This window comes from Aureispira sp. CCB-QB1, from assembly GCF_000724545.1.
Taxonomy (GTDB): domain Bacteria; phylum Bacteroidota; class Bacteroidia; order Chitinophagales; family Saprospiraceae; genus Aureispira.
This window is the reverse complement of sequence record NZ_JHBV01000031.1, coordinates 1-24,895: the sequence shown is the minus strand read 5'-3', so window position 1 is coordinate 24,895 and position 24,895 is coordinate 1. Positions and strand designations below refer to the sequence as shown.

The 24,895-nt window shown below is 37.0% G+C and carries 16 protein-coding genes and 1 tRNA gene; 11 read left to right on the top strand and 6 right to left on the bottom strand.

Annotated features, from left to right (window positions below):
• Positions 1–199: 199 nt before the first annotated feature.
• From CG11_RS16065 to CG11_RS16055, 3 genes are all read left to right on the top strand, one after another.
• Positions 200–1,777: a peptide chain release factor 3 gene (locus CG11_RS16065; protein WP_052597810.1), complete on the top strand. Its 1,578-nt coding sequence runs from the start codon at positions 200–202 to the stop codon at positions 1,775–1,777.
• A gap of 233 nt (positions 1,778–2,010) precedes the next feature.
• The gene (locus tag CG11_RS16060) at positions 2,011–4,515 is read left to right on the top strand and encodes a PEP/pyruvate-binding domain-containing protein (RefSeq protein WP_081909569.1); all 2,505 of its coding nucleotides are present in this window, start codon (positions 2,011–2,013) and stop codon (positions 4,513–4,515) included.
• Positions 4,515–5,315: an SDR family oxidoreductase gene (locus tag CG11_RS16055; protein ID WP_052597808.1), complete on the top strand. Its 801-nt coding sequence runs from the start codon at positions 4,515–4,517 to the stop codon at positions 5,313–5,315. The genes CG11_RS16060 and CG11_RS16055 overlap by 1 nt, the downstream gene beginning before the upstream one ends.
• A 373-nt stretch (positions 5,316–5,688) precedes the next feature.
• On the opposite strand, the gene rpsU is transcribed toward CG11_RS16055, so the two are convergent.
• Positions 5,689–5,883, bottom strand: a complete 195-nt coding sequence (gene rpsU, locus CG11_RS16050; RefSeq protein ID WP_052597807.1) for a 30S ribosomal protein S21 — start codon at positions 5,881–5,883, stop codon at positions 5,689–5,691.
• 158 nt (positions 5,884–6,041) lie between these two features.
• Positions 6,042–6,115, bottom strand: a tRNA-Asn gene (locus tag CG11_RS16045).
• A gap of 313 nt (positions 6,116–6,428) precedes the next feature.
• Here CG11_RS16045 and CG11_RS16040 point away from each other — a divergent pair.
• The 3 genes from CG11_RS16040 (at position 6,429) to hutI (ending at position 9,911) form a co-directional block, all read left to right on the top strand.
• Complete coding sequence (locus CG11_RS16040; RefSeq protein ID WP_052597806.1) at positions 6,429–7,355, top strand: PfkB family carbohydrate kinase; 927 nt, start codon at positions 6,429–6,431, stop codon at positions 7,353–7,355.
• 269 nt (positions 7,356–7,624) lie between these two features.
• Entirely contained in the window at positions 7,625–8,488 is an 864-nt protein-coding gene (locus CG11_RS16035; RefSeq protein ID WP_052597805.1) for a thioredoxin domain-containing protein, read from the top strand.
• Positions 8,489–8,678: 190 nt separating this feature from the next.
• On the top strand, positions 8,679–9,911 hold the full coding sequence (gene hutI / locus CG11_RS16030) for an imidazolonepropionase (RefSeq protein WP_052597804.1): 1,233 nt from the start codon (positions 8,679–8,681) through the stop codon (positions 9,909–9,911).
• Positions 9,912–10,296: 385 nt separating this feature from the next.
• Here the strand turns inward: hutI and CG11_RS16025 are convergent, their stop codons facing one another.
• The 3 genes from CG11_RS16025 to CG11_RS16015 all read right to left on the bottom strand — a co-directional run bounded on the left by CG11_RS16025 (position 10,297) and on the right by CG11_RS16015 (position 14,409).
• Complete coding sequence (locus tag CG11_RS16025; RefSeq protein ID WP_052597803.1) at positions 10,297–11,862, bottom strand: ankyrin repeat domain-containing protein; 1,566 nt, start codon at positions 11,860–11,862, stop codon at positions 10,297–10,299.
• A 32-nt stretch (positions 11,863–11,894) separates the two neighbouring features.
• On the bottom strand, positions 11,895–13,529 hold the full coding sequence (locus tag CG11_RS16020; RefSeq protein WP_052597802.1) for a hypothetical protein: 1,635 nt from the start codon (positions 13,527–13,529) through the stop codon (positions 11,895–11,897).
• Positions 13,530–13,698: 169 nt separating this feature from the next.
• Positions 13,699–14,409, bottom strand: a complete 711-nt coding sequence (locus CG11_RS16015; RefSeq protein WP_052597801.1) for a YqjF family protein — start codon at positions 14,407–14,409, stop codon at positions 13,699–13,701.
• A 186-nt stretch (positions 14,410–14,595) separates the two neighbouring features.
• Here CG11_RS16015 and CG11_RS16010 point away from each other — a divergent pair, with 186 nt between their 5' ends.
• From CG11_RS16010 to CG11_RS15990, 5 genes are all read left to right on the top strand, one after another.
• On the top strand, positions 14,596–15,885 hold the full coding sequence (locus CG11_RS16010; RefSeq protein ID WP_052597800.1) for a replication-associated recombination protein A: 1,290 nt from the start codon (positions 14,596–14,598) through the stop codon (positions 15,883–15,885).
• A 57-nt stretch (positions 15,886–15,942) separates the two neighbouring features.
• Complete coding sequence (gene dtd, locus CG11_RS16005) at positions 15,943–16,398, top strand: D-aminoacyl-tRNA deacylase (protein ID WP_052597799.1); 456 nt, start codon at positions 15,943–15,945, stop codon at positions 16,396–16,398.
• Positions 16,399–16,677: 279 nt separating this feature from the next.
• Positions 16,678–17,910, top strand: a complete 1,233-nt coding sequence (locus CG11_RS16000) for a metal-dependent hydrolase (protein ID WP_052597798.1) — start codon at positions 16,678–16,680, stop codon at positions 17,908–17,910.
• A 4-nt stretch (positions 17,911–17,914) separates the two neighbouring features.
• Entirely contained in the window at positions 17,915–18,490 is a 576-nt protein-coding gene (locus CG11_RS15995; RefSeq protein WP_052597797.1) for a Crp/Fnr family transcriptional regulator, read from the top strand.
• 108 nt (positions 18,491–18,598) lie between these two features.
• On the top strand, positions 18,599–19,327 hold the full coding sequence (locus CG11_RS15990; RefSeq protein WP_052597796.1) for an SDR family oxidoreductase: 729 nt from the start codon (positions 18,599–18,601) through the stop codon (positions 19,325–19,327).
• A 119-nt stretch (positions 19,328–19,446) separates the two neighbouring features.
• Here the strand turns inward: CG11_RS15990 and CG11_RS15985 are convergent, their stop codons facing one another.
• Positions 19,447–24,282: a T9SS type A sorting domain-containing protein gene (locus tag CG11_RS15985; RefSeq protein WP_052597795.1), complete on the bottom strand. Its 4,836-nt coding sequence runs from the start codon at positions 24,280–24,282 to the stop codon at positions 19,447–19,449.
• Between the last annotated feature and the right edge of the window lie 613 nt (positions 24,283–24,895).

The following is a 24,895-nucleotide window of genomic DNA, read 5'->3' as shown; positions in this document are numbered from 1 at the left end:
AAAAATTATTCTTCTCCTCTTGTAAAGACGTTTCAAAAGCATTCATTATACCTTATTCCTTCTATAAACAAGCCATCTCTTTTTTATGTTTTTATGCTTCTATAAATGAAAACCTTCGCTTTTATTATCACTTCAGTATAAAATCCTTATTTTTGCAGACTTTTCCAATATTTTGCATTTTATAATTAGTAAACATACCATGGCCAATTTTAAAGAAGAAATTCAAAGACGCAGAACATTTGCTGTAATTGCCCATCCTGATGGTGGTAAAACGACCTTAACAGAAAAACTATTGCTTTTTGGTGGAGCCATCCAAGTAGCAGGAGCTGTAAAGTCAAACAAGATTAAGAAATCCACCACTTCAGATTTTATGGAGATTGAAAAACAACGTGGTATTTCTGTTGCTACCTCTGTTATGGGATTTAATTACAAAGATTGTAATATCAACATTTTGGATACGCCTGGTCACAAAGATTTTGCCGAAGACACCTATCGTACCCTGACTGCTGTAGATAGTGTTATTGTTGTGATGGACGTTGCAAAAGGGGTGGAAGAGCAAACAGAAAAGCTAGTAGAGGTTTGTCGAATGCGAGATACTCCCGTAATTGTTTTTATCAACAAAATGGATAGGGAAGGAAAAGATGGCTTTGATTTATTGGATGAAATTGAGGACAAATTAAAATTGACTACTTGCCCATTGAGTTGGCCCATTGGAATGGGGCAGAGCTTTAAAGGGGTTTATAATTTGTACCAAAAAGAGTTGAACTTATTCTCTCCTAATACGAAATATGGCAACATTTTAGGTTTTAATGACATCAATTCTCCCGAACTAGAGCAACATATTGGTGCGGATGCTGCCGAAACGCTTAGAGAAGAGGTCGAAACCATAGAAGGCGTTTATCCTGCTTTTGACAAAGAACAGTACTTGGCAGGAAAATTATCTCCTGTTTTCTTTGGTTCTGCTGTCAATAATTTTGGTGTAAAAGAACTCTTAGACTGTTTTATTGAAATTGCTCCCTCTCCTGTTACATTCAAAACAGAAGAACGGGTTATAGACCCTTACGAGGACAAATTTTCTGGCTTTGTATTTAAAATTCACGCCAACATGGACCCTCGCCATAGAGACCGTATTGCCTTTTTGCGTGTTTGCTCGGGTACATTCCAACGAAATACCAACTACTTGCACGTTCGCAAAGACAAAAAAATAAAATTTTCCAACCCAACTACCTTTATGGCTTCCAAAAAGGAAGTGGTTGACAATGCTTACCCTGGTGATATTGTTGGCTTGTACGATTCAGGGAACTTCAAAATTGGAGATACTCTAACGGAAGGAGAAGTTTTACACTTCAAAGGTATCCCTAGTTTCTCACCTGAACAATTTAAATATATTGAAAATGCAGACCCTATGAAATCCAAACAATTGTCAAAAGGAATTCGACAGTTGATGGACGAAGGAGTCGCTCAATTGTTTGTTAAAAATTCTAACAATAGAAAAATTATTGGTACGGTTGGACAACTTCAATTTGAAGTCCTTCAATATAGACTCAAACATGAATATGGAGCTAGTTGTCGTTATGAACCCATCAACTTATACAAAGCTTGTTGGATTACAACAACCGATCATGCAAAGTTAAGTGAGTTCATTCGCAAAAAAGCCAACTACATGGCTAAAGATAAGGAAGGTAGAAATGTTTATTTAGCAGAATCTAGATGGATGCTAGAATCCGCTCAAACAGATTATCCAGAATTGGAGTTCCATTTTACTTCAGAATTTTAAACTCCTTATCCTATTGCGTTCGCTAAAGTTCCCTTTTAAGAAAGAACTTTAGCGAACGTAATTTTTTTTATAAAAAAGAAAGTACAAGGCTTCTAATACTAAAAATACAACTCGTGTTTTCTCTATGATAGAAAGTTAAAAGGAAACATTGTGTGGCTATATTTCGTTTGCTAATAGAACAACTTCTCTTATGAGATGAGTCCCCCAAGCTGATTTTAAAATATAGATTCCCAATGTATAAAATAGTTTACTTTCTTCTCTTTTTTATAATGGCAACTCCTTTGTGTTGTTCTGTCTTTGGGCAACAAGTGCCTATTATCAATTATTCGACCACAATAGATGGACGAGTTCAGTTAGAAGTTTCTTCAACTACTCAACACTATTATCTTTTACAAGTAAGACACGATAGTACTCAAAGTTTCGAGTTGACCACTTCCATCCAACTTGGTAAATCAGGCACAACCACTCTTACCGAACCATTAGCATACTATTCGCTTGCACATTATCAAGTCTTAGAATATCCCATTGCCGCTCCCTATGATATAGATGGTGATGGCATAGACGATATTTCAGAGCTTCAAAATTTCCCTACTCAAAACCCCATTAACGCTGCTCCATCTATCGCCCCAGTCAATGGAAGCATCTCAATTGATAGCTTTAGTACATTCAATCAATTATCTATTGCAAGAGATTTTGTACAATGGTCTGAATTTCTTAATGGGAAACGGTATGCTAAGTTTATTATTACCGATTTTACGACAGCACCTAAAGTCTATTTCATTAATGGAAATACGCATACCCTTCACGCAGATTTTGCCAATGCAGTAGGCATTAGACATCTAGGAAATGATGTCAAAAAAGGACAACTTATTTATCACCCTACTACTATTTCGAACAATGGTACTTTGGGTACTTTTGCTTTTAATTATAGCAATGGACATGGCGAAAATTTTGAAATCGTTCAAAAGTGTCATGAGCTGCTAGCAGCCAATATGCCTTTTCTTAACAATAATTTGTCTTATTACGTTACCACAAACAGCCAAGACGAATACGAACGAGATTCGACAAAGTACAAAACTTCTAGAATTCCATTGCTTTTTGAAAAAGATGTTTTTGCCCAAGTTGACTATTGGGGATTGAATGAAGCAGAGGGATATGGCTTTTTTAGGGAAATGTCTTTGTCTGATATTCCAGGAATCAAAGATATTGTTTTATATGCCTCTTTACCCAACTCTCTACCTCGTGTAGGAGGAATAATCACCTCTGTCATACAAACACCTTTGTCTCATGTTAATTTAAGGGCGATTCAAGACGGCGTACCCAATGCATTTATTCGAGACCCCTTATCTATAGACTCCATTGCTCGCTTATTAAATCATACTATTTATTTCAAAGTCGAGCCCGATAAGTTTTTTATTCGAGAAGCCAGTTCAGAAGAAGTCAATCAATGGTATGAGAGCTTACGCCCTGAGCAAAAACAAACCTCTCCTTTAAATCTAAATCATGACGCCATCTTACCTTTAGATGAAATTACCTTTTCGATGTACGACGGTTTTGGTGCCAAATGTGCCAATGTTGCAACCATGCGAACGTTTGGTTTTCCAGAAGGAACAATTCCCAATGGTTTTGGCATTCCCTTTTATTATTATCAGAAGTTCATGAAGCACAACAATCTTTTTGAACAAGCTAGGTTGATGCTTAGCAATCCAGATTTTGCCACCAACCGAAACTTAAGAGCACATCTTTTAGCCGATTTTAGAAAAAAAATAGAAAATGCTTTAATGCCCAATTGGATGCGGGATAATTTAGAAAAGATGCAAGCTTCATTTCCTCCGAACACTTCTATTCGGTGTCGCTCTAGTACTAATAATGAGGATTTACCAGGTTTTAATGGCGCTGGACTATACGAATCTAAGACCCATCATCCAAATGAAGGGCATATTGCAAAATCCGTTCAACAAGTTTATGCCAGTTTGTGGAGTTTGAGAGCTTTTGACGAACGAGCGTTTTATAAGGTCAACCATTTTACAGCATCTATGGCACTACTCTGTCATTCCAACTATGCCAATGAGCAAGTCAATGGTGTAGGAGTTAGCAAAGATCCTGTTTACCAAACCAACAATACGTTTTATTACCTAAATTCACAAGTAGGGGAAACTCTAATTACCAATCCAGATGGCAATGCTATTCCTGAAGAAATTTTATTGGATGCCAACTCGTCAAGTTCTAACGATTACATCCTCGTTAGACGTTCTAATCTTGCTGCCAATAATACCACCATCATGCAAGGAGATTACCTTAACCAAATGCGCACTTATTTAACCACCATTCACCATGAATTTGAAGGGCTTTATGATGCTATTGGTAATGAAACATTTGCCATGGAAATAGAATACAAAATCACGCGTGATGGTCAATTAATTATCAAACAAGCCCGCCCTTGGGTTGCCTATCAAGCTACCCATTCCTTTAGTATTCCTGATTCCGATCATCTTGATTTTAATCTATATCCGAATCCTGCTAGTGACTACATCCAAGTAGATTGGATAGACGGAAATCCTTCGGAGGTTATGATTAGTAATATGCTTGGCAAACAAGTGTTACACCAATGTCTAAGCATTTCTAACCATCCAGATTTTAGGATTTATATCAAAGATTTACCTCCAGGAATTTACGTATTAAGTGGCTTTTTAGCTCATAAAGGAACCTACACCTCTAAAAAATTTGTAAAAAGATAATGAATCAAACATTTGCTCAACAATATGGTCCTTGGGCATTAATAACAGGTGCTGCTATGGGGCTAGGAGCTGAATTTGCGCTCCAAATTGCTCAAAAAGGCATTTCTATTATTGCTGTTGACCACAATAAAACTGCCTTGCTTACAACGTGCGAAGAAATTACGCAGAAAACAAAAGTAGAAGTACGTCCGATTGTCCTTGATCTCTCTAGAACAGATTTTTTAGAATTACTTTTGCCTCAAATCCAAGCCTATCAAATTGGATTGTTAATCAATAACGTAGGCATTTCTAAAATTGGCTATTTTGCTCCTCAATCGACTCAGTTTTTGTCTATGCAATTGCACTTAAATACCAAAGTCGTTTTATTGTTAACCCATCATTTTGCTCGCCAGATGCAAGCTCAGAGACGTGGAGGCATTATCATCCTATCCTCTGGTGCAGGAGAGCTATCTAGTGCCTACAATGCTACTTACGCTGCTACTAAAGCTTTTGATTTAAAACTAGCAGAGTCTCTTTGGGCAGAACTAAAACCCTTTGGTGTCGATGTCCTTGGTTTTATGCCTGGACCAACCAAAACTCCTGGTTACATCGCTCAAGGTGGTGATGGCAATGGAGGTATGGTTATGTCTGTTCAACAATCGGTACAACAAGCTCTTCGAGCACTTGGAAAGTCGCCTAACTATGTAGCTGGAAGCTTTTTCATGCGGTTGGGGCATTATTTTTTAACACGTTTTCTTCCAACCAAATTAAGAATTAAGATTGTCAGTCAACAGATTAAACGCTTGTTTGGTATTTCTTAAAAACTTCGTGTTTGTTTAGATGCCTTTACTATACCATCCTCTTAATCGATTACTTAAAAAAGTCTCGTCTCTTAGAAGATATTCGCTCTCCTAAAAAACGAGACAAGTCCAATAAATAACTATCTAATTTTCATATGGGTTTCAATTTGTAGGATAAAAATACGTTTCTATCCTATAAATAGTTCCATTCAATTATTTTTTAACCATTTATTAAAGTGTACTACCGAACACTTACAGCCACAATACTCTCAACCCTGTAACACGGCTCACATCAAACGACAAAAGACCCTGCTCAAAAAGAACAGAGTCCATTGCTTCCTTGTAAACAAGAAATATATATTGTATAAGATTTGGAAAATAAATAAGCCAGAGCCTATCCTTCCATTTCTCTCAATTTTTCAGTATTGTATTTAGCTTTTAGAATTTCAACTCTACGCTCTACAGAAGGCTTTACAAAATGCTTTCTAGCTCGTAGTTGTTTCATTAATTGCACTTTTTTGTGCTTATTTTTGTATCTTCTCAAAGCTCTGTCGATAGATTCCCCATCTTTTACGTTAATAACTAGCATGTGATATTTTTAATGTTTTTTGATTCTCTTTTATTTTGGAACACAAAGATAATAAAAATAAATCAATTCCAAAAAATTAACTTCATCTTACGATGTCAGAAACAATAAATTAATAGATTAAAAAAAAGGATTTATCAAATCTGATAAACCCTTTTTAGCGCCCTCAACTGGGCTCGAACCAGTGACCCTCTGATTAACAGTCAGATGCTCTAACCAACTGAGCTATGAAGGCGTTACTCTTGTAGAGCGATGCAAATATACGACGGGTTTTCACTTTTCCAAAGCTTTTGGCAAAAAAAAATAAAAAAAAATAAAAAAACTTTTCGACAAAAATCACAACAACTTAAAAATCAACAAATTATTAAAAATATTTTTTTTAGCTTTTTTTTGAAAAAAGTTATTTTTCGATAAAAACGGTTCAAAATGCTTTGCTGTAAATAGAGTTTATTATTTTTGTGCTATTAGCTAAATAGATTGTTTGCAATCAAAAATTGCAAATCTATTTAAGGAAGACAACTATTACAATTTTACAAAAATAAATTATTATGAGTTTATTGGTTTTGGGTACGGTGGCATTTGATACCATTGAAACCCCTTTTGGTAAAGCAGATCGTATTATTGGTGGTGCAGGTACCTATGTGGCATGGGCTAGTTCTCACTTTTACAATGACATCAAATTAGTTTCTGTCATTGGTGGCGATTTTCCAAATTCAGAATTGGATGCTTTGAAAAATAGAGGTGTTAATATGGATGGACTAGAAATAAGAGAAGATGAAAAATCTTTCTTTTGGGCTGGCCGTTATCACAATAACATGAACTCTAGGGATACTCTAGCTACAGAATTAAATGTTTTGGAAAACTATGCTCCTGTATTGCCTGATTCTATCAAGAATGTTGACTATTTGATGTTAGGGAACTTTGCCCCTGCTGTACAAAAGAGCGTTTTAGACCAATTAGAATCTCGCCCTAAATTGGTGGCAATGGATACCATGAACTTTTGGATGGATATTGCTATGGACGAACTGAAAGCAGTTATCAAGGAAGTTGATGTATTGACAATCAACGATGAAGAAGCCCGCCAACTTTCTGGAGAGTATTCTTTGGTAAAAGCTGCTGAGACCATCTTAGAAATGGGTCCAACTCATTTGATCATCAAGAAAGGCGAACACGGTGCGTTGTTGTTCCACAAAGAAGGCATGTTCTATGTTCCTGCCCTACCTTTGGAAGAAGTATTTGATCCAACAGGAGCTGGCGACACTTTTGCAGGAGGTTTTATGGGTTACTTAGCCAAAACGGACGATTTCTCATTTGATAATATGAAACGTGCTTTGGTCTATGGTTCTGTTGTTGCTTCTTATTGTGTCGAAAAATTTGGACCAAACAAATTAAAAGAGATTAGTGAAGAAGACATCCGTAATAGAACCAATGAATTCCTTGGTTTGATGGATATTTCGATGGCAGTAGAAGCATAAAAGCTCTATATTCTAATAAAAAATACTAGAAAGCCTCATCAATCTCGTTTTGATGAGGCTTTTTTTTACATTCTAATCTAAATCTTCTATATTAGCCACAAGTCTTTCTATACTTAGCAGAAAAGAAAAGACTTTATTCATATACTAAAAAACACTTGAATAGACGTTAAAGAAGAAGGTGGACAAGAGGGAACACGACACACCAATTTTCCCCCCTCATTGGACAGCTCATTCAACGATCTATTTATTGACCTTTTAACTACTATCCAATGAAGAAGATACTTCTTGCTTTAGCAATAACTCCACTTTTTGTATTGATTGCTGCTTTTAAGCCAACCTCTACCATTGTACAATTTGAATCTGCCAACTGGGAAAGTTCTAAATCTAGAGCAATAGCCGAAGGGAAATTGTATTTTGTTGATTTTGATGCTAGTTATTGTGCTACGTGTCGCAATATGGACGAAAGCACGTATATGAGCGAGCGTTTAGCCAACTATATTAGCAAAAATGTTGTAGCAGTACGTGTTGATGTACAAGACTTTGATGGTGTTATGTGGTCGCAACAGTACGAAGTAGAAGCATTGCCTACCATGCTTATATTCAATGAGCAAGGTGAGTTAGTAAAACGTTTGGTTGGTTACAAAAATGCAGATGATTTACTTGAAGAGTTTTCTCAGTTAAGAACGGTAAAACCAGCACCTGTTCCTCCTGTTAACACAGCTCCAAAGCCTGCTCCTATTGCTGCTGATAAACCAATGTCTAAAACAAATTCTCCTACGAACCCAACTCAAATAGGAACAATAACAACCAACAATTATCCAAACCAAGCAGAAAAACCAGTTTCTTCTGGGCTAGGCTTATATGAAGTAGCTGTTCGCAAACAGGAATCTAGAGGTTATGGGGTGCAAGTTGGCGTGTTCAGCACTTACGAAACTGTCTTGGCTCAAGCAAGTACTTTCAAGCGTAAATACAGCAAAAAAACATTAATTCATATTGATGAATACAATGGGTCTATCGTTTATAAGTTGGTATTGGGTGCCTTTAATTCTAAAAGAGATGCCGCTTACTTTAGAAACGATTTAAGAAGAGATAATATCGATGGCTTGGTCAAAGATTTAAGCCTTATGAAATAAGGAAAAAGACAACCTTTTGCTTTTTTCGAGCATTAGACTTGCTTTATCCCTCGAATGTGCTAATTTTGAGCTCTGGAAATAGACGTTACGCTACTAGATTGTAGGAATAACGCCGAACAAATAATTTCTGTTCTATTTATTTTCAAGGTTCTTAATTTGCACATTTTTTTTTAAAATTTTTGCCTCTATCATGCACACCTTAATTCGTAACATCAAAACACTTCTATTAGCTAACAATCAGGCTCCTAAACTTGTCCAAGGTGCTGACATGAAAACTCTCTCGCAACTAAACAATGCTTTTGTTTTGGTGGAAGAAGAGCAGATTGTAGACTGGGGATCAATGGACAATTGCCCAACATTTAGTCCAGACCAAACTATTGATGCTACAGGAGCTTTTGTTTTGCCAACTTGGTGCGACTCTCATACTCACTTGGTTTTTGCAGCTACTAGAGAAGGTGAATTTATTGATAAAATACAAGGCGTCTCCTATGAAGAGATTGCCCGTAAGGGAGGAGGTATTTTAAATTCTGCCCAACGTTTACAAACTACTCCTCACGAAGTCTTATTAGAATCAGCTTACCAACGCTTGATGGAGGTAAAAAATTATGGTACTGGTGCTATAGAAATCAAAAGTGGTTATGGTCTCACAGTAGATGCTGAGCTAAAAATGCTTCGAGTTATCCGAGATTTAAAGTCTAAGACCAAAATGCCTATCAAAGCTACCTTTTTAGGGGCTCATGCTTTGCCGTTGGCTTACAAGGAAAATAGAGCGGGTTATCTTGATTTGATTGTTCATAAAATGTTGCCTCAAATTGCAGATGAAGGACTAGCCGATTATATTGACGTTTTTTGTGAAAAAGTAGCTTTTTCTGTCGCAGAAACAGAACAAATCATGGAGGCAGGAGCCAAATATGGCTTAAAGCCTAAAATTCACACCAATCAATTTAATTGTATGGGTGGCATTCAAGCTTCGATAGCTCACAAGGCTATTTCTGTAGATCATTTGGAAGTAATCAATGACGAAGAGATTGCTTGTCTTTTGGCATCGGATACAATGGCAACACTACTCCCTTCAGCACCTTTCTTTATCAACGATCACTATCCACAGGCTCGAAAAATGATAGATGCAGGCATGGCTGTTGCACTGGCAAGTGATTACAACCCTGGTTCTACTCCTTCTGGCAAAATTCCTTTTGTCTTGTCATTAGCTTGTATCAAAATGAAAATGCTCCCTGAGGAAGCTATTCATGCCGCTACTCTCAATGGAGCTTATGCAATGGAAGAGTCGCACCGCTTAGGAACCATCAGCAAAGGTAAATTAGCTAACTTAATTATTACCAAACCTATGAATTCAATTGCTTATATGCCTTATGCTTTTGGTTCGGACTGGATTGATAAAGTAATGATTGCGGGCTCATTATAATATGTAGTCGCTTTTAACAATAGTTCGTTGAAAAACTTTATTAGTTTGATAATCAGTAAGTTGCGATTTTATTGCAATTTATGTTAAATTTTGATTATCAAACTAATATAAATGTGCTTTTTTATCTTTTTGGTAAAAAAGTAAACAACTAAGCGATAGCGATCTCACGACCGCAGGGAGCTAATCAACGAACTACTATTTTAAGTAATCGTTCAGAAAAAACTATATAAAAAACAACCTTCTTTTTGCGCTACTCTTCATCGAAACATCTTGCTTTAGCCCGTTAAATTTAGTAGAGGTTTCCTTCCATTGAAAGAAACCTCACTAAAACTATTAAAACGTCTATTTACACTTCTTTATTTCTGTTATTGGTTCCTTAAGGAATCTAAAACAAATTCAATATTTTTTTATTACTAGATTTGCTTGCAATAGCCTTGGCGTCATCTCCTGATCGATAAGCGCTATAACCTCTTGAAATTTTATGCTGCACATCTGCTCCTTGCTCAATTAGATACTTGGAAGCATCATACTTGCCTGCAATAATAGCCTCATGTAACGGGATAAATCCATAGTCTTCTGGCAAATTGATAGAGGCGCCTCCTTTTTCTATTAATAATTTTAAGACATCTACATTTCCTGAACGAGCACCTACGTGCAATGCCGTAAAACCATCGCTATCTTGGTGATCAAATTCCTGTTTATAATTAGGGTAATCAGCAATTAATTTATCAACAATCATGGTAGTAATTTCGGGCGATATTTCGCACGCATCTCGAAGGGCTTTTTGGTTGGAACCAGATTTGGCTTGTGCCAAATTAACATTGTTTTCTATTAAAATTTTAGCAATTTTTACGTGTTCCATATATTCATTATCAAAAGCCAAAATACGAGGTCCTTTGTTGTATAAACTATTAATACAAAGCATCAACGCATTAAAATTACTTCCTTGAACGGCGTTTACATCCGCACCATATTTTAACAACAATGCTACCATATCAGCCGTGTGTTCTTCTCCTCGATCATTTCTAGCTACCGATAATAAAATAGACGTTTTATGTTGATCATCTTGCATTGCTGGATCGCCTCCTTTTTGCAAGTATTTCTCAACAATAGACAGTCGATTACTCAAAGCGGCTTCTCTAATTTCGGCAATTGTAAAAGTTGTTTTTTCAACATCTAGGAAAGGAACAATTTGGGTTCTAGATTTATCTTTTGCAATCTCCAAAGCCGTGGTGCCTTTTGGATAGCCTAATTTTTCGGTAGTAGAAGCTTGCTTAAAATCAACACCTTGCTCTTCAAAAAACTTGAACATAGCTAGATGATCTTGTGTTGCTACCAAATGATGTAAAACCGTCCAACCTGCTCCATCTTTAGTATGGACATCAAGCCCCTCTATTTGTTTGAAAAAGAATTTTAAGCCATCCAGACGACCGCTTGTTGCAATGGCATGAAGTGCTACTTCTCCCTTTTTGTTTGAGATCGTAGGATCAGCGCCCCCCTTTAATAGTGCTTTTAACAAACGAGGTTCTCCGATTCTAGCAGCAATTATCAAAGCAGTATCTCCATTATCATCCTGTCTATCCAATTGAGAAGCACCTTTTAAAATAGCCAAAGCACTGTCAATCGCATTGTAATAATCCATTTGACCTTGTGGCCCCCAAGATTGTTTGGCACAATATTTTTGATCTTTTAATGGGAACGAGCGTTCCTCTTTATTGACATGATAAGTAAATAACCCATTGTTCAATTTGTATTGAACAAAACGATCTCCGTTGTGCCCCTCCGAGTACCAATGATCAATCCTAGCACTCAATACCATTTCCAAAGCCAACATCAACGGCGTTTGACCAATCTCATTTTGAGCATTCAAATCAATGCCTTGTTTTATCAATTTATTTATCTTTGTCTTGCTCTTTTGACGAACAGCTTCTAATAATTCTTGTTCTAACATGTTTATTTTTTCTGAACGATTACGTAATTGGTTTATTTTGTGGAGTAGGCTGTTGCTGTCTTTAATTGCCTCCTCAATTCATCTCGAGTAATTATGCGTACCTTTTCATGATAACTTAGAGCATAACGCAAATTTCCACCTTGGTCTAAGTGTATCCATGGGAAAGGATATTTTCCACCTCCAACAGAGCCACGGGGAGCTGTATTAAAGACAAATGCCTCTTTGAGATTATTTTTCAGAAAGACCAAACGTTCCAAACCTGCCAACATCCACATTCCCTCCAACTCACTATCAGGAACAGCACCGTAAAAATTAAACTCCCCTGTTAATTTCTCTAAAGTTGAATTCATGACGATAGGATTCATTTTCTCATCTAAAGAAATGACTAGGTTATTTAAAAAGAAGAAAGGAGCACGATTGGGAACATCTATCCCACCATTTACATAAGGCACACCAATAAAGCTTTTTCCCAATAAAGGCTCTAACTCTTTTTTGAAGCTCTTTTTTAAAGAATGAACAGTAAGGTTTAAATCCGCATCAACAAGCATTAGTTTGTCATTGAGCAATACCAAATGCTCCTTGTCAATAGCGTAAATTAACAAGCGCTTTCCTCTTGCATCTCCAGCTTTAATTTTAAATGCACTTAATTTATCTTTTTTCTGTGTTTTGAACGATTGTATATCGATTCCTTTGCTTGTTAAAACAACCGACCAACCCTTGCCTGTATACTCTTGCAAAACCGTGTTTCCCATTAAGCCTGTTTTGCTGTCTAGTTTTTCTAATTTTTCAAAATTTTTATTGGTTTTAATTAAGCCTTTTTTAGTATAAATATGATAAAGTCCGTCTTGAACACTCATACCAACAGGATCAAAACCTTCTACTTGTTCCCAAGCACCGCTTTTTAAATCGTAATACTCAATAGGTTGTTTTTTGCCATAGTGTGAAGGCATTTTAAAGAATCGTTCTTCTGCTGCATCGTATTGATATGGTTCACCTTGTGTTGGCAGCAGGGTTGACATTGATTCTAAAAAATTAGGCGACCATTTTCCTACTCGATTCATTCGATATGGAATAGCACTCTCCCAACGATACCAGTTTCTATCCTTGATTGTATACCCGTAACCTGCACTTTCATACATTAAAGCATTACTGTCCCAAAATTTTGTAGGAATCAAAACAACTCCTGCTAAGCGATAATCGGAGAAACTATCCACTCGAACTACCCATAAAGGGCAGCCCTCTATTACATTAAAAGAATTGGCTCTTGCAATAACTTTATACGTATCACTCGTTTCGTCATAAATATCCTTACTAAGTTCAAAACTAGGAATATTTCTAAAACTAAATTCATCAGGATTTTGAGATTTCTGATACCTCTTAAATGCCATTTCAAATTTATCATCATGCAAGGAAGTAAGCATTATACCTAAAAATTCCGCTGCACTACAATCCATTTTTCCATCTTTGGTATGTTCATAGTACACTGCATCTATATCGATGCCAACACAAGCCCATTCGTCAAAATCAAACTGTTCTAAAAACCGCTCTAGTTCTTCATTATGCTGGTTATAATGTTGGCAAAGTTCCCAAACTTCTTTTTTAGTTAAAATTGTTTTTTTGCTTGAATGCGCCTCATACAAAGAGACATTATACATTTCCGCAGACATATTTCTGTGTTTTAAATTACAATCTATTGATTATTGGAATGTCTTAAATTACAGTATTCTCAAGCAATAAAAAAGTCAAAAAAAACATTTTTTAAGGAATTCCAAAACCCAACAAAAGCACACAAACATCTATTTATCAACACATAAAAAACAACAAAAAACAAGACATTCAAATTCTAATTGAAGCTCCTTTCATCACAAAAATTTCTGAACCCTCTGCTAAAAAAACAGAATCAGGTGCAGAATTAATAAAATCAAACTGTTTTCCATAAATCGATGAGAAGTCCCCTTTTATTTCAAAGTTGTCAACTTCATAAAAATCCCATGTAGGGTGTCCTACTTCGTACTGTGCGGTTTGTTTTTTGTCAATTTGAGTATATCCCCAATAATGCTCTGTTATAAATTCTACTTCACTATTAGGCTCTATTGGTAACAACTGGTTTATTGCTTCTGCTTTCATTTTGTACCAAGATTGATTCTTTTGGATGTGATACTCTACCGTTAATTTATCCTTTTCGATCGAAATATGGTGATCCATCTTAAGCGTTTCGTAATGCTCCCCGTAAACCGTATTGGCTACTAAAGTAATCATCCTTTTAGGAACAATTTCTTTAATAAAAACAACTCCTCGACGCCATTCTCCTTGATGTTGATACTTGACATAAAAGCGTAAATTTACCTCTTCAAAATTTCTATGAAACGGGATTGGCATACCCAGTACTTTGGTATTCAAAAACATAAACCCCACCAAACTCAAATGGAGCTTGCCATTCCAATAATCCAATTCTGTTCCTGCTGGCAAATAAGGCAACAGAAAATCTGGCTCTACTAAATAATTAGCCATTATTAACTTTCTCCATTCTGCTGTCAAAAATTTCATGTTTATTGTTTTTATATAGTAGCTATACTTTGAACGCTGAAATAGTATTAATATAAGTAATCGCTCAGACAAAATGAAAATAAATCTAGGCACAAAGAACGGAACTTAATGTTTAACTTTATGGTCTAGAATATTGTTGTAGATAAAGAACTCATCTAAAGCTATCAAAATTTTACTACTCTAGATATGGCAAACAAAAACCAACCACTTGCAGAACGAATGCGCCCACAATCGCTAGAAGATTATATCAGCCAAAAACATTTGGTTGGAGACAGTGGAGCCTTAACAAAAGTCATTCAGATTGGTCGTATTCCATCCTTAATTCTTTGGGGACCTCCCGGTACTGGAAAAACAACCTTAGCAAATATTATCGCCAGTAGTTCAGGACGTGTTTTCTATAGTCTATCTGCCATTAATGCAGGTGTCAAAGAAGTGCGAGAAGTCATCAAAAAAGCCGAAGGACATCATGGATTATTTAGTCCTCAGCAACGCCCTTTGTTGTTTATTGATGAAATTCATCGATTCAGTAAATCTCAACAAGATGCTTTGTTAGGAGCTGTGGAAAAAGGAATTATTACATTGATTGGAGCAACAACAGAAAATCCTAGCTTTGAAGTTATTCCTGCTCTTTTGTCTCGTTGCCAAGTATATATTTTGAATAGTTTGGACAAGCAAGACTTGGTTCAACTGCTTGAAAATGCAATTCAAAAAGACCCTATTCTATCCGAAAAAGAGATTGTTCTAAAAGAAGTCGATGCACTCTTACGGTTTTCGGGAGGAGATGCCCGAAAATTACTCAATGTTTTTGAATTGATTTGTACTTCTGAAGAAGCTCCAAAAGTAATTGTCACCAATGCTCTAGTGCAATCTAAAGTACAACAAAATATTGTTCGATACGACAAAACAGGCGAACAACACTATGATATCGTTTCTGCATTTATAAAATCTATTAGAGGGTCTGACCCCAATGCTGCGGTTTATTGGTTGGCAAGAATGATTGAGGGTGGAGAAGATGTCAAATTTATTGCTAGAAGAATGTTAATTGCTGCGTCAGAAGATATCGGCAATGCTAATCCAACAGCACTAGTTATTGCAAATAATACCTTTCAAGCAGTAACCACTATTGGCTATCCCGAAAGTAGGATTATACTGTCTCAATGTGCTACTTATTTGGCTGCTTCTCCCAAAAGCAATGCGTCTTATATGGCAATTAATAATGCCCAACGTTTGGTAAAACAAACGGGAGATTTATCGGTTCCGCTACACTTGCGCAATGCGCCAACAAAGCTCATGAAACAATTGGATTACGGCAAAGAATATCAATATGCACACGATTATCCTGGTAATTTTGTCGACCAAGAATACCTACCTAAGGAAATTGAAAATACCAAATTGTATGAACCAGGTCATAATCAGCGAGAAAAAGGTATGCGCAATTATTTAAAGCATTTCTGGAAAGAAAAATATAATTACTAGCGCTATTGATATCCACTTAGTCCACTTATTTTTCCGATAAAAATATTAACACAAAATATGAGAATTATACTACAACGTGTCAAAGAGGCATCTGTTACAATAGAAGAAAAAATCAATGCTCAAATTGGGCAAGGCTTGCTTTTGTTATTAGGAATAGAACAAGAAGATGGTCAAGAAGATATTGATTGGTTGAGCAAAAAAGTCTTAGACATGCGCATTTTTAGTGATGAAGAAGGCAAAATGAATCGCTCTATAAGTGATCTTAATGGTGACATTCTAGTCGTCAGTCAATTTACACTTCATGCCAATATCAAAAAAGGTACTCGCCCTTCATTTATCAAAGCTGCTAGACCCGAAATAGCCATTCCTCTCTATGAGAATTTTGTAACAACCATAGAAAAAAAACTAGGAAAAACAGTCGCAACAGGTGTATTTGGTGCCGATATGCAAGTAGCTCTTGTTAATGATGGTCCAGTTACCATTATTATGGATTCTAAAAATAAAAACTACTAATTTCTTCTTCTATTTTAGCGTTCTACATACCATTCATTGAATAAAACTCGCCGTTCATTGAATAAATTAAATAGAACTAAACATTATGGCTCTTTTTTGGTCTTGTTTGTGTTCAAAAATAAATAACTAAACTTGTCGAGTGGATCGATGTTAGTAACACGTGCTATTTAGACAAGAGTACAGATAGTAGTTCGTTGATTTTTTACTTTTTGGTAAAAAATCAACGAACTACTGAGTATAACAAGCAACTAAGAAAGTAAAAAACAAGTATAACAAATCATGGATTCAATTACACAAGCGACACTTGGTGCAGCGATGGGACATGCCGTTTTGGGAGAAAAAATGGGTAATAAAGCTATTTTGGTAGGTGCAATTGCTGGTACGATTCCAGACTTAGATATATTTTCAAGGCTATTTCTAGATCATCAAGTCTATGGATTGGTTTATCATAGAGGGATTACCCATTCCATTATTTTTACGCTGGTGGCTTCACCAATATTTGCTTGGCTTAGTTTGCAGTATTACAAACAAGGCTGGCACAAAAGCGCCATGACTCAAAAAGTTTTAACAACTTGGTGGTTGCTTTTTTATGGAGTCATTGTTGCTGCCTTGTTTTACTTGACCTATTCTACCCAAAGTCTAGTAGCAGGTGGGTTGGTAGGTATTTTTGCTTTAGGTTTTATTCCATTGATTAATAGTTTAAAATACAACTACGAACATCGGGCATCCATTCAATATGATCCTTCTCTAAGAAACTGGACATTAATGTTCTTTCTTGCCTTTTTAACCCATTGGATTATTGATGCTTGTACCGCTTATGGCACTCAAATTTTTGAGCCTTTTTCTCGTTATAGGGTAGCCTTCAACAACATTTCAATTCTTGACCCGCTTTATACTGTTCCTATGATTATTGGCTTAGTAGGCGTCTTTTTTGCTAAGAAATATACCAAGCAGCGCTTTTGGAATTATCTTGGCATTTCTATAGCAACACTGTACATGGCTAGCACCTTTTATGGCAAATCTATCATGAATAAAGTCGTTGCAAACAGCCTTCAGGAGCAAGGAATTGAATACACAGAATACATTACTTATCCTACCATTTTAAATACGGTTCTTTGGCAAACAACAGTCGCTACAGATGATGCCTATTATTACGGAACCTATTCGCTATTGGATAAGCAGCCTACTATTGAGTTCATCAAACTTCCCAAAAATCACACTCTGATTGACAAATATCAAGGTGAAGAATATTTAAACATTTTACTTTGGTTTGCGAATGGTTATTATAACTTGATTGAACAACCCGACGGTAGCATTACGTTTAATAACCTTCGTTTTGGTATGATGGGCGTTCCTGAAGATAGTACTATTCCACTGGAAGATCGTTATATTTTTCGTTTTATTCTCACCGAAAAAGATGGTCATTTTGACGTACAAGAAGATAGAGATGTGGAACGCATCAAAGTTGGTGAAATGGCTCAGACACTTTGGAATCGCATAAAAGGCAAATAAAACCATGGAAGAACTGAAAGCAGTTATTCAACAACTTGTTCCCTTAAATGCTGTAGAATGGCAAGCACTAACCGCTTTATTTCGCCTTGAGCAATGGAAAAAAAATTCTTATTTTGCTCAAGAAGGACGTTATGCTAGGCGTTTTGCATTCGTACAGTCTGGCACTTTGCGGGCGTTTTATAGAAATGCTAAGGGAGAGGAATACAATAAGACATTTTTTACGTCTAAGCACTTTGTTGGAGCTTTCTCCTCTTTGATTAGCAAAGACATTAATCTTATTAACATCCAATGCCTTACACCCTGCGAACTCTTCGTTGCCGAGTATCGTTCGTTTACCAATTTGTTTGAACAGTATCCCAATATAGAACGCATTGCCAGACTCCTAGCAGAACAGTTTTTTATCCGAAAAGAAAAGCGAGAAATTGAATTGGTCATGCTAGAAGCGAAGGAACGCTATGCGATTTTTCAAGAAGAACACCCTTACTTAGAACAACAAATACCTCAATATCACATTGCTTCCTATTTGGGAATTAGCGCCACTCAGCTTAGTAGAATTAGAGGCGAACGAAAGTTGAAATAATGATATCTTTTGGCTTTTTTCTTTACCTATGTAAATGTTTTTGACTTAAGATTAGTAGAATTTTGTGTTGTTAGTTATATGCTTTAAAGACAACAAACAATACGAATTATGAAATTAAGTGGAAACAAAATTTTGATTACAGGCGCAACAGCTGGCATTGGCTTGGCTTTATTAAAAGCTTTTTTAAAAAACGACAATCAGATTATTGCTCTTGGAAGAAACGAAGCGCAATTAAAAGCATTGGCACAAAAAGATGCTCGAATAAGCCCTTTTGCTGGTGACCTTAGTTCTCAGGAATGCCTAGAGGAATTGGTTTTATTTATAGAACAAAAACACCCAGACTTAAACATTTTAATTAATAATGCAGGAATGCAGTACAATTATCACTTCTTAAAAGAAGCACACCTGCCAAGTAAAATCACCCAAGAAATTAATGTGAACTTCATCGCTCCTATTCAATTAATTGCATTATTATTACCTACTTTAGAACAAAATGAAAATGCTGCTATTATAAATGTATCGTCTGGTTTAGCCTTGGCACCAAAAAAAATGGCTCCTGTCTACTGTGGTACAAAAGCAGGAATCCACATCTTTTCGCAAGCCCTACGTTACCAATTAGATACCATAAAGGTTTTTGAAATCATTCCTCCTTTAGTAGATACGGCAATGACAGCAGGTCGAGGTAAAGGGAAAATTAGTCCGCAGCAACTCGCACAAGAATTTATGCAAGCCTTTCAAAAAGATGTTTTTGAAATCAATATAGGAAAGGTAAAATGGTTGAAAGTAATACAACGAATTAGCCCTTCTTTCGCTGCCAAAATCATGAAAGGAAACTAGGTTCGCCTACTTTACTATCTATACTAAAATTTAAAATACTTTTCGTACAAAAAAAGCACTACTCCCTGTAAAGGAATAGTGCTCTATAAAACTATATTCAGTTGTATTTAGGATAGTTCCTATTTTGTTACAACAACTTTTTTCGTCGTGTGCTGTGTTCCTGTTTGAAGGACAACAAAGTAAACACCACTTGCTTGATTTGTAAGTTCTACTGGTATGCTAAACGAAGCATCTGAGTAAGTATACTCTCTTAATACTTGCCCCAATACATTGGTCAAACGCACCGTTGCTGTCTTAGCCTCTGTAAAGGATACTTGTACTTGGAACGTTCCTGCATTAGGATTTGGAATAACATCAAAAGTAGATAGATTTGAAATTTGATTCAAACCAACGATATTGATCGTTACAGATGCAACCGTTGTACAACCATTGGCATCCGTAATTGTCACATCGTAAGTTCCGTTATTAACCAATCCAGTTGCTGTTGCGGTTGTTTGGTTGTTTGCCGCAGCATCCCACTGATACGTGTATCCCGCTGTTCCTCCTGTCCCTGCTGCTGTTGCAGAACCATCTCCATTATCAACGACTGTTCCAGAAAGTGCCGTTGTTGGTTCAGTCATAGTTACACTAGTAGACGTATTACAACCATTCGCATCTGTAATGCTGACAGTATAGGCATTCGCTGCCAAACCTGTTGCAGTTACCCCTACTTGTCCATCACTCCATATCGCCGTAGTTGCCCCTGTACCACCTGTTGTAGTAACGCTAGCAATACCATCTGTTCCTCCATTACAAGAAACCGCATTATTGACAGTAGCCGTGGCGACTAGTGCTGTTGGTTCACTCACGATTACAGCTACGTCCGTACTACAACCATTGGCATCTGTAATTGTCACAGTGTAAGCATTGGCAGACAAGTTGCTAGCTACAGAGCCTGTTTGTCCATTACTCCATGCATAAGTCAATGCTCCAGTTCCACCTGTTGCGGTGGCTGTAATTTCTCCATCAGATGCTCCATTACAACTGATTTGTGCTCCGTTATAATTGCTAGAAACGGATACATTCGATGAAATTAAACTTGGATTGGTTAATGTTGCTGTTGTTGTGGTCGTACAGTTATTACCATCTGTAATTGAAACCGTGTAAGTACCGCTTGACAAAGCCGTAAATGAGCCTGTAAACTGATTGCCAGATCCAATATTGTAATTATAAGGTGCTGTTCCTCCTGTTCCCCCTACGGTAATACTTCCATCTGAACTACCATTACAAGTAGGATCCGTTGTATTCGACACGGCTCCCGTTAGAGCACTGGTGGGTTCTGTGATAGTAACAGGAACTGTTGTTGTACAGTTATTGCCATCGATCACTGTGACGGTATAATTATTGGCAACAAGCCCACTAAATAAACCCGATACCTGACTCCCAGAACCAATATTATAAGAATAGACTGGTGTTCCTCCTACTGTCGAAATTTCAGCCATTCCAGTTGCTCCTCCAAAACAAGCAACATCTGAACTTGAACTCAACGAAGCTGTTAAGGCAGCAGGTTCGCCAATAGAAACACCTACTGTTGCTGAACAAGAAGCATTATCTGTAATTGTAATGGTATAAGTTCCTTGACTCAATCCTGCAAAAGTACCAGATGCTTGGCTTCCTGCACCTATATTGTAAGAATAGGCTGGCGTTCCTCCAGAAGCTGTCACCGTGACACCTCCATCATTACCACCATGACAACTAACATCTGTTGTAGCCGCAATCGCTCCTGTCAAGTTACAAGATACAGCAGCTTGAATGTTGATGTTATCCACATAAACATGTTGTCCGTAACCTGATAAATTCAAAAAGGCAACTCGTACATGGCTAGCACCATCGTAAGCACTCAAATCAACTGTTTCTGTGCGCCACTGTGCCGCTGTTGGTACAAAAACACTCGTTACATCTGGTGCCGTTGCCAAATCACTTCCTCCTTTTAAATAAACAGGCGTATAAGATGTTCCACAATCCGAATTAATAGCAACAATCAAGGTATCGCTATAGGTAGCATCATAACGAGCATAGGCGACGTCAAAAGTCAATGATGTTCCTGTTTGACCTGTTAAATCCAAGGTAGGAACAAAAAACCAATCGTATTGACCTGCAAAGTTAGCCGTAAAATTATCCATATGCATGCATCCAACATCAACAGCTGTTCCAAAACCATTCACAGAGTTATCATAATCCCAAACATTACCATCTCCGTTTTGATCTAATAAAATAATATCCGTAGGAACAGCGCCTCCTCCAAATGCTTCTGCATAAGGCAATGCGCTTGTTGCTCTATATTGGCTCACAACAGACGTTTCATCGTTATTAGGATCTGCATCGGTCCCTGCATTAGGGTTACTAGTAAAGGCACGGAATGTAAAAATAGCTCCCCCTGCTGGAATATTAACTAGAGGCAAACTTACTGTTTCTGTAGCACCTGCTGCTAAAGATCCTGTCCAAGCAAATGTGCCTATTGTTCCTGTGTTAACTTGATAATTAATGGTTACCGATGTTAAGGTTGTTGTGCCAAAGTTCTCTAAAACCACCTCTGGGACAAAAGGATCGTCACAAATTGTCGTACTATCAACAGGGTTGGTAATACTTGAAATTCCTGCATCCAAACCATTGGCTACTGTTCCTGCTTGAATGTTGATATTATCGACAAACATACGTTGCCCATAACCTGATAAATTCAAAAAGGCAACTCGTACATGGCTAGCACCATCGTAAGCACTCAAGTCAACGGTTTCTGTGCGCCATTGTGCTGCCGTAGGAGTAAAAATAGTTGTCGCATCTGGTGCGGTTGCCAAATCACTTCCTCCTTTAAAATAAACAGGTGTATACGATGTTCCACAATCTGAGTTAATAGCAACAATCAAGGTATCGCTATAGGTAGCGTCATAACGAGCATAAGCGACATCAAAGGTCAATGATGTTCCTGTTTGACCTGTTAAATCCAAGGTGGGCACAAAAAACCAATCGTATTGACCTGCAAAGTTAGCCGCAAAATTATCCATTGCCATACACCCTGTTCCTGCTGCTGCTCCAAAACCATTTACGGTCGTATTATGTCCCCACTCGTTTCCATCTCCATTTTGATCTAGTATAATAATATCGGTTGGTAGTGCTCCCCCGCCAAATGCTTCTGCATAAGGCAATGCGCTAGAAGTTCTGTATTGGCTCACAACTGACGTCTCGTCATTGGCAGTATTGCCATCTGTACCACCATTCGGATTACTTGTAAAAGCACGGAAGGTAAACACGGCTCCTCCTGCTGGAATAGCAACCGTTGGTAATGTTACGGTTTGTGTTGCTCCTGTTGCCAAAGATCCAGTCCAAGAAAACGTATTAATTGTTCCAGAGTTAACTTGATAATTAATCGTTGCAGATGTTAAGGTAGTTGTACCAAAGTTTTCCAAAACTACTTCTGGTGCAAAAGGATCGTCACAAATTGTTGTACTGTCAGCAGGGTTCGTTATGTTTGAAATTCCTGCATCTAGAGAATTAACAGGCGTACAGGGGAAATAAGTACCCGCTAATGTAGTTATACCGCTATTATTAGGATCTAACCATACTTTTAACTGTCTATTCGCGGCAGCACCATTGGATGTCCAGTGATACGACATTTTACCATAAGCATCTGGACTATTTGGACTTGTACAAAAAGAGCTACCTCCTGTTAAGGTTCCTACAATTAGTCCAGCACTATTAAACAAAGGAGAACCCGAAGAACCACCTTCTGTGACACCATGTCCATTTGTTGTAGCAATCCAAGACAAGCCCCAATGGCTATTCAATCCTGAACCATTCCAACCTGTTGTTGCTGTTGTTGCTGAAAAAGTAGAAACTTTTTTGATGTCACCTGCTGGGTGGTGAATGCCATAACCGCCTGTAGTGGCAGCTGTACCTGCATTCCAACCCGCAAAAAATACATTATAACTAGATGGAATGGCATTGTTGATTTCTAATAGTAAAAAATCTGATCCATTGTTTCCACCACCACCATTACTATGCGCTCGCATGGTACAGCCTGTCAAAGATTGATTGGCTAAGGTTCCTTGCGATGATGGACTCGTACATCCTGATGCTTGATAATTAAAGTAAAAAATCCACTGTCCAAAATCAGAAGCAGATGCTATTGATGAGTTCACTCCTTGCGTTCCTAGAGCACAGTGTAGAGCGGTTAAAAAATAGCGATCACAGTTTTGCAAGGCATTATTAACCATAGCTCCAGAACACCAACCCGCATTGCTACCTACTCGCACCAAAATACGCGCCACAGCATCCCGTTGCTGTATCTTTCCATTTCCTTCTGGCGTACAATTCACATTGACTTCGCAAGGATCAGAATCACCAAAATTATCCGCCGACTTGGCAAAACGATACATATTACCAATTCCGTCAATCGTAAATTGCCCTTGTCCAGCTACATTGGAAGGTTCCAAGTATTCTACAATAACATCATCGCTATGGATTGGTCCTAGAGCAAACTTACCACTAACTTGGTTGTTAGTACTCGTAAAACCACCTAAAACTTCTTTTTTGTCAATACTATAAACGTATAATTTTGCTCCTTGGGGAATTCTAAAATTACTAAAATACAAAACCATTCCCTTAGCATCTTTGGCTTGTATACGAGTTCTCCAGATTCGGTCTCCATTCGGATACTTATCCCAAACTCCTTGTGCGCCCAAGGCAATACTAGTTGATTGAATTTTAGTGTTAAACATCAAAACACCTTTTGCATCACGCTCTGTATTTTCATGGTTGATGGTAGCCATATCCAATGCAGGCATTGTTACTAAAGGAATATTTTTATTGAGGTAAAAAGCTGGCGTAAAACTTTTAGGCATAGAGCCATCGTTGATTTGCGCAAAAGCTGTTAAACTACAAATAAAAAACAACGTAGTGAGTAAACTAATTTTTTGCATACACTTTCTGTTTTTGTTTTTGGTTATAAGAATATGTCGATTTTAATTTTTGCATTAACTATCCTTTGCTTTTAGAATGTAAAAGCAAGAGAGATTATTTTTGGAGATAGTTTAAGAACCCAAATCCCCTTCTTTCTCCAAACAATACTGACATTATAGGTAGTAATTTGTTGCTTTTTTATTTTTTTTTAACAACAAAAGATTAGCGAATTATTAAGCTAAAACACTCCTATATAAATTAGGAATTTTAGAGTATTGGTTTGTTATTATTTTTTCAGGACAAAAAGCGGATTATGAAAATTATTAAGTAAGTGATCAGAAAAAATAATAACAACAAATGAGATTATTTTTTTGAACGATTACTTATTGCTGTCTATCTAATAATTTTCTAGCAGTACCTTTCTATGTCCTTAACAAATGCAAAATATCTTATCTGGGAGATATAAAAATCGGTCTGTTGAAATGATTGTCTATTCTTTTATTTTATAATACTCCATTGAAAAAATCAACGTAGTAATGTATTTAATAACGGTTGTGTTGTTAAATGTATGATGGAAGTTCATTGAAATAAAAGACAAAAATTTTAAACAAATGCCATTGATACTTAAGTTTC

Bases quoted from the DNA above. Each gene is read 5' to 3' on its own strand.
- CG11_RS16020 (WP_052597802.1), bottom strand. From the start codon at position 13,529: ATGTCTGCGGAAATGTATAATGTCTCTTTGTATGAGGCGCATTCAAGC.
- CG11_RS15985 (WP_052597795.1), bottom strand. From the start codon at position 24,282: ATGCAAAAAATTAGTTTACTCACTACGTTGTTTTTTATTTGTAGTTTA.
- CG11_RS16000 (WP_052597798.1), top strand. From the start codon at position 16,678: ATGGATTCAATTACACAAGCGACACTTGGTGCAGCGATGGGACATGCC.
- CG11_RS16065 (WP_052597810.1), top strand. From the start codon at position 200: ATGGCCAATTTTAAAGAAGAAATTCAAAGACGCAGAACATTTGCTGTA.
- rpsU (WP_052597807.1), bottom strand. From the start codon at position 5,883: ATGCTAGTTATTAACGTAAAAGATGGGGAATCTATCGACAGAGCTTTG.
- CG11_RS16035 (WP_052597805.1), top strand. From the start codon at position 7,625: ATGAAGAAGATACTTCTTGCTTTAGCAATAACTCCACTTTTTGTATTG.
- CG11_RS16025 (WP_052597803.1), bottom strand. From the start codon at position 11,862: ATGTTAGAACAAGAATTATTAGAAGCTGTTCGTCAAAAGAGCAAGACA.
- CG11_RS16015 (WP_052597801.1), bottom strand. From the start codon at position 14,409: ATGAAATTTTTGACAGCAGAATGGAGAAAGTTAATAATGGCTAATTAT.
- CG11_RS16040 (WP_052597806.1), top strand. From the start codon at position 6,429: ATGAGTTTATTGGTTTTGGGTACGGTGGCATTTGATACCATTGAAACC.
- CG11_RS16060 (WP_081909569.1), top strand. From the start codon at position 2,011: ATGTATAAAATAGTTTACTTTCTTCTCTTTTTTATAATGGCAACTCCT.
- dtd (WP_052597799.1), top strand. From the start codon at position 15,943: ATGAGAATTATACTACAACGTGTCAAAGAGGCATCTGTTACAATAGAA.
- CG11_RS16055 (WP_052597808.1), top strand. From the start codon at position 4,515: ATGAATCAAACATTTGCTCAACAATATGGTCCTTGGGCATTAATAACA.
- CG11_RS16010 (WP_052597800.1), top strand. From the start codon at position 14,596: ATGGCAAACAAAAACCAACCACTTGCAGAACGAATGCGCCCACAATCG.
- CG11_RS15995 (WP_052597797.1), top strand. From the start codon at position 17,915: ATGGAAGAACTGAAAGCAGTTATTCAACAACTTGTTCCCTTAAATGCT.
- hutI (WP_052597804.1), top strand. From the start codon at position 8,679: ATGCACACCTTAATTCGTAACATCAAAACACTTCTATTAGCTAACAAT.
- CG11_RS15990 (WP_052597796.1), top strand. From the start codon at position 18,599: ATGAAATTAAGTGGAAACAAAATTTTGATTACAGGCGCAACAGCTGGC.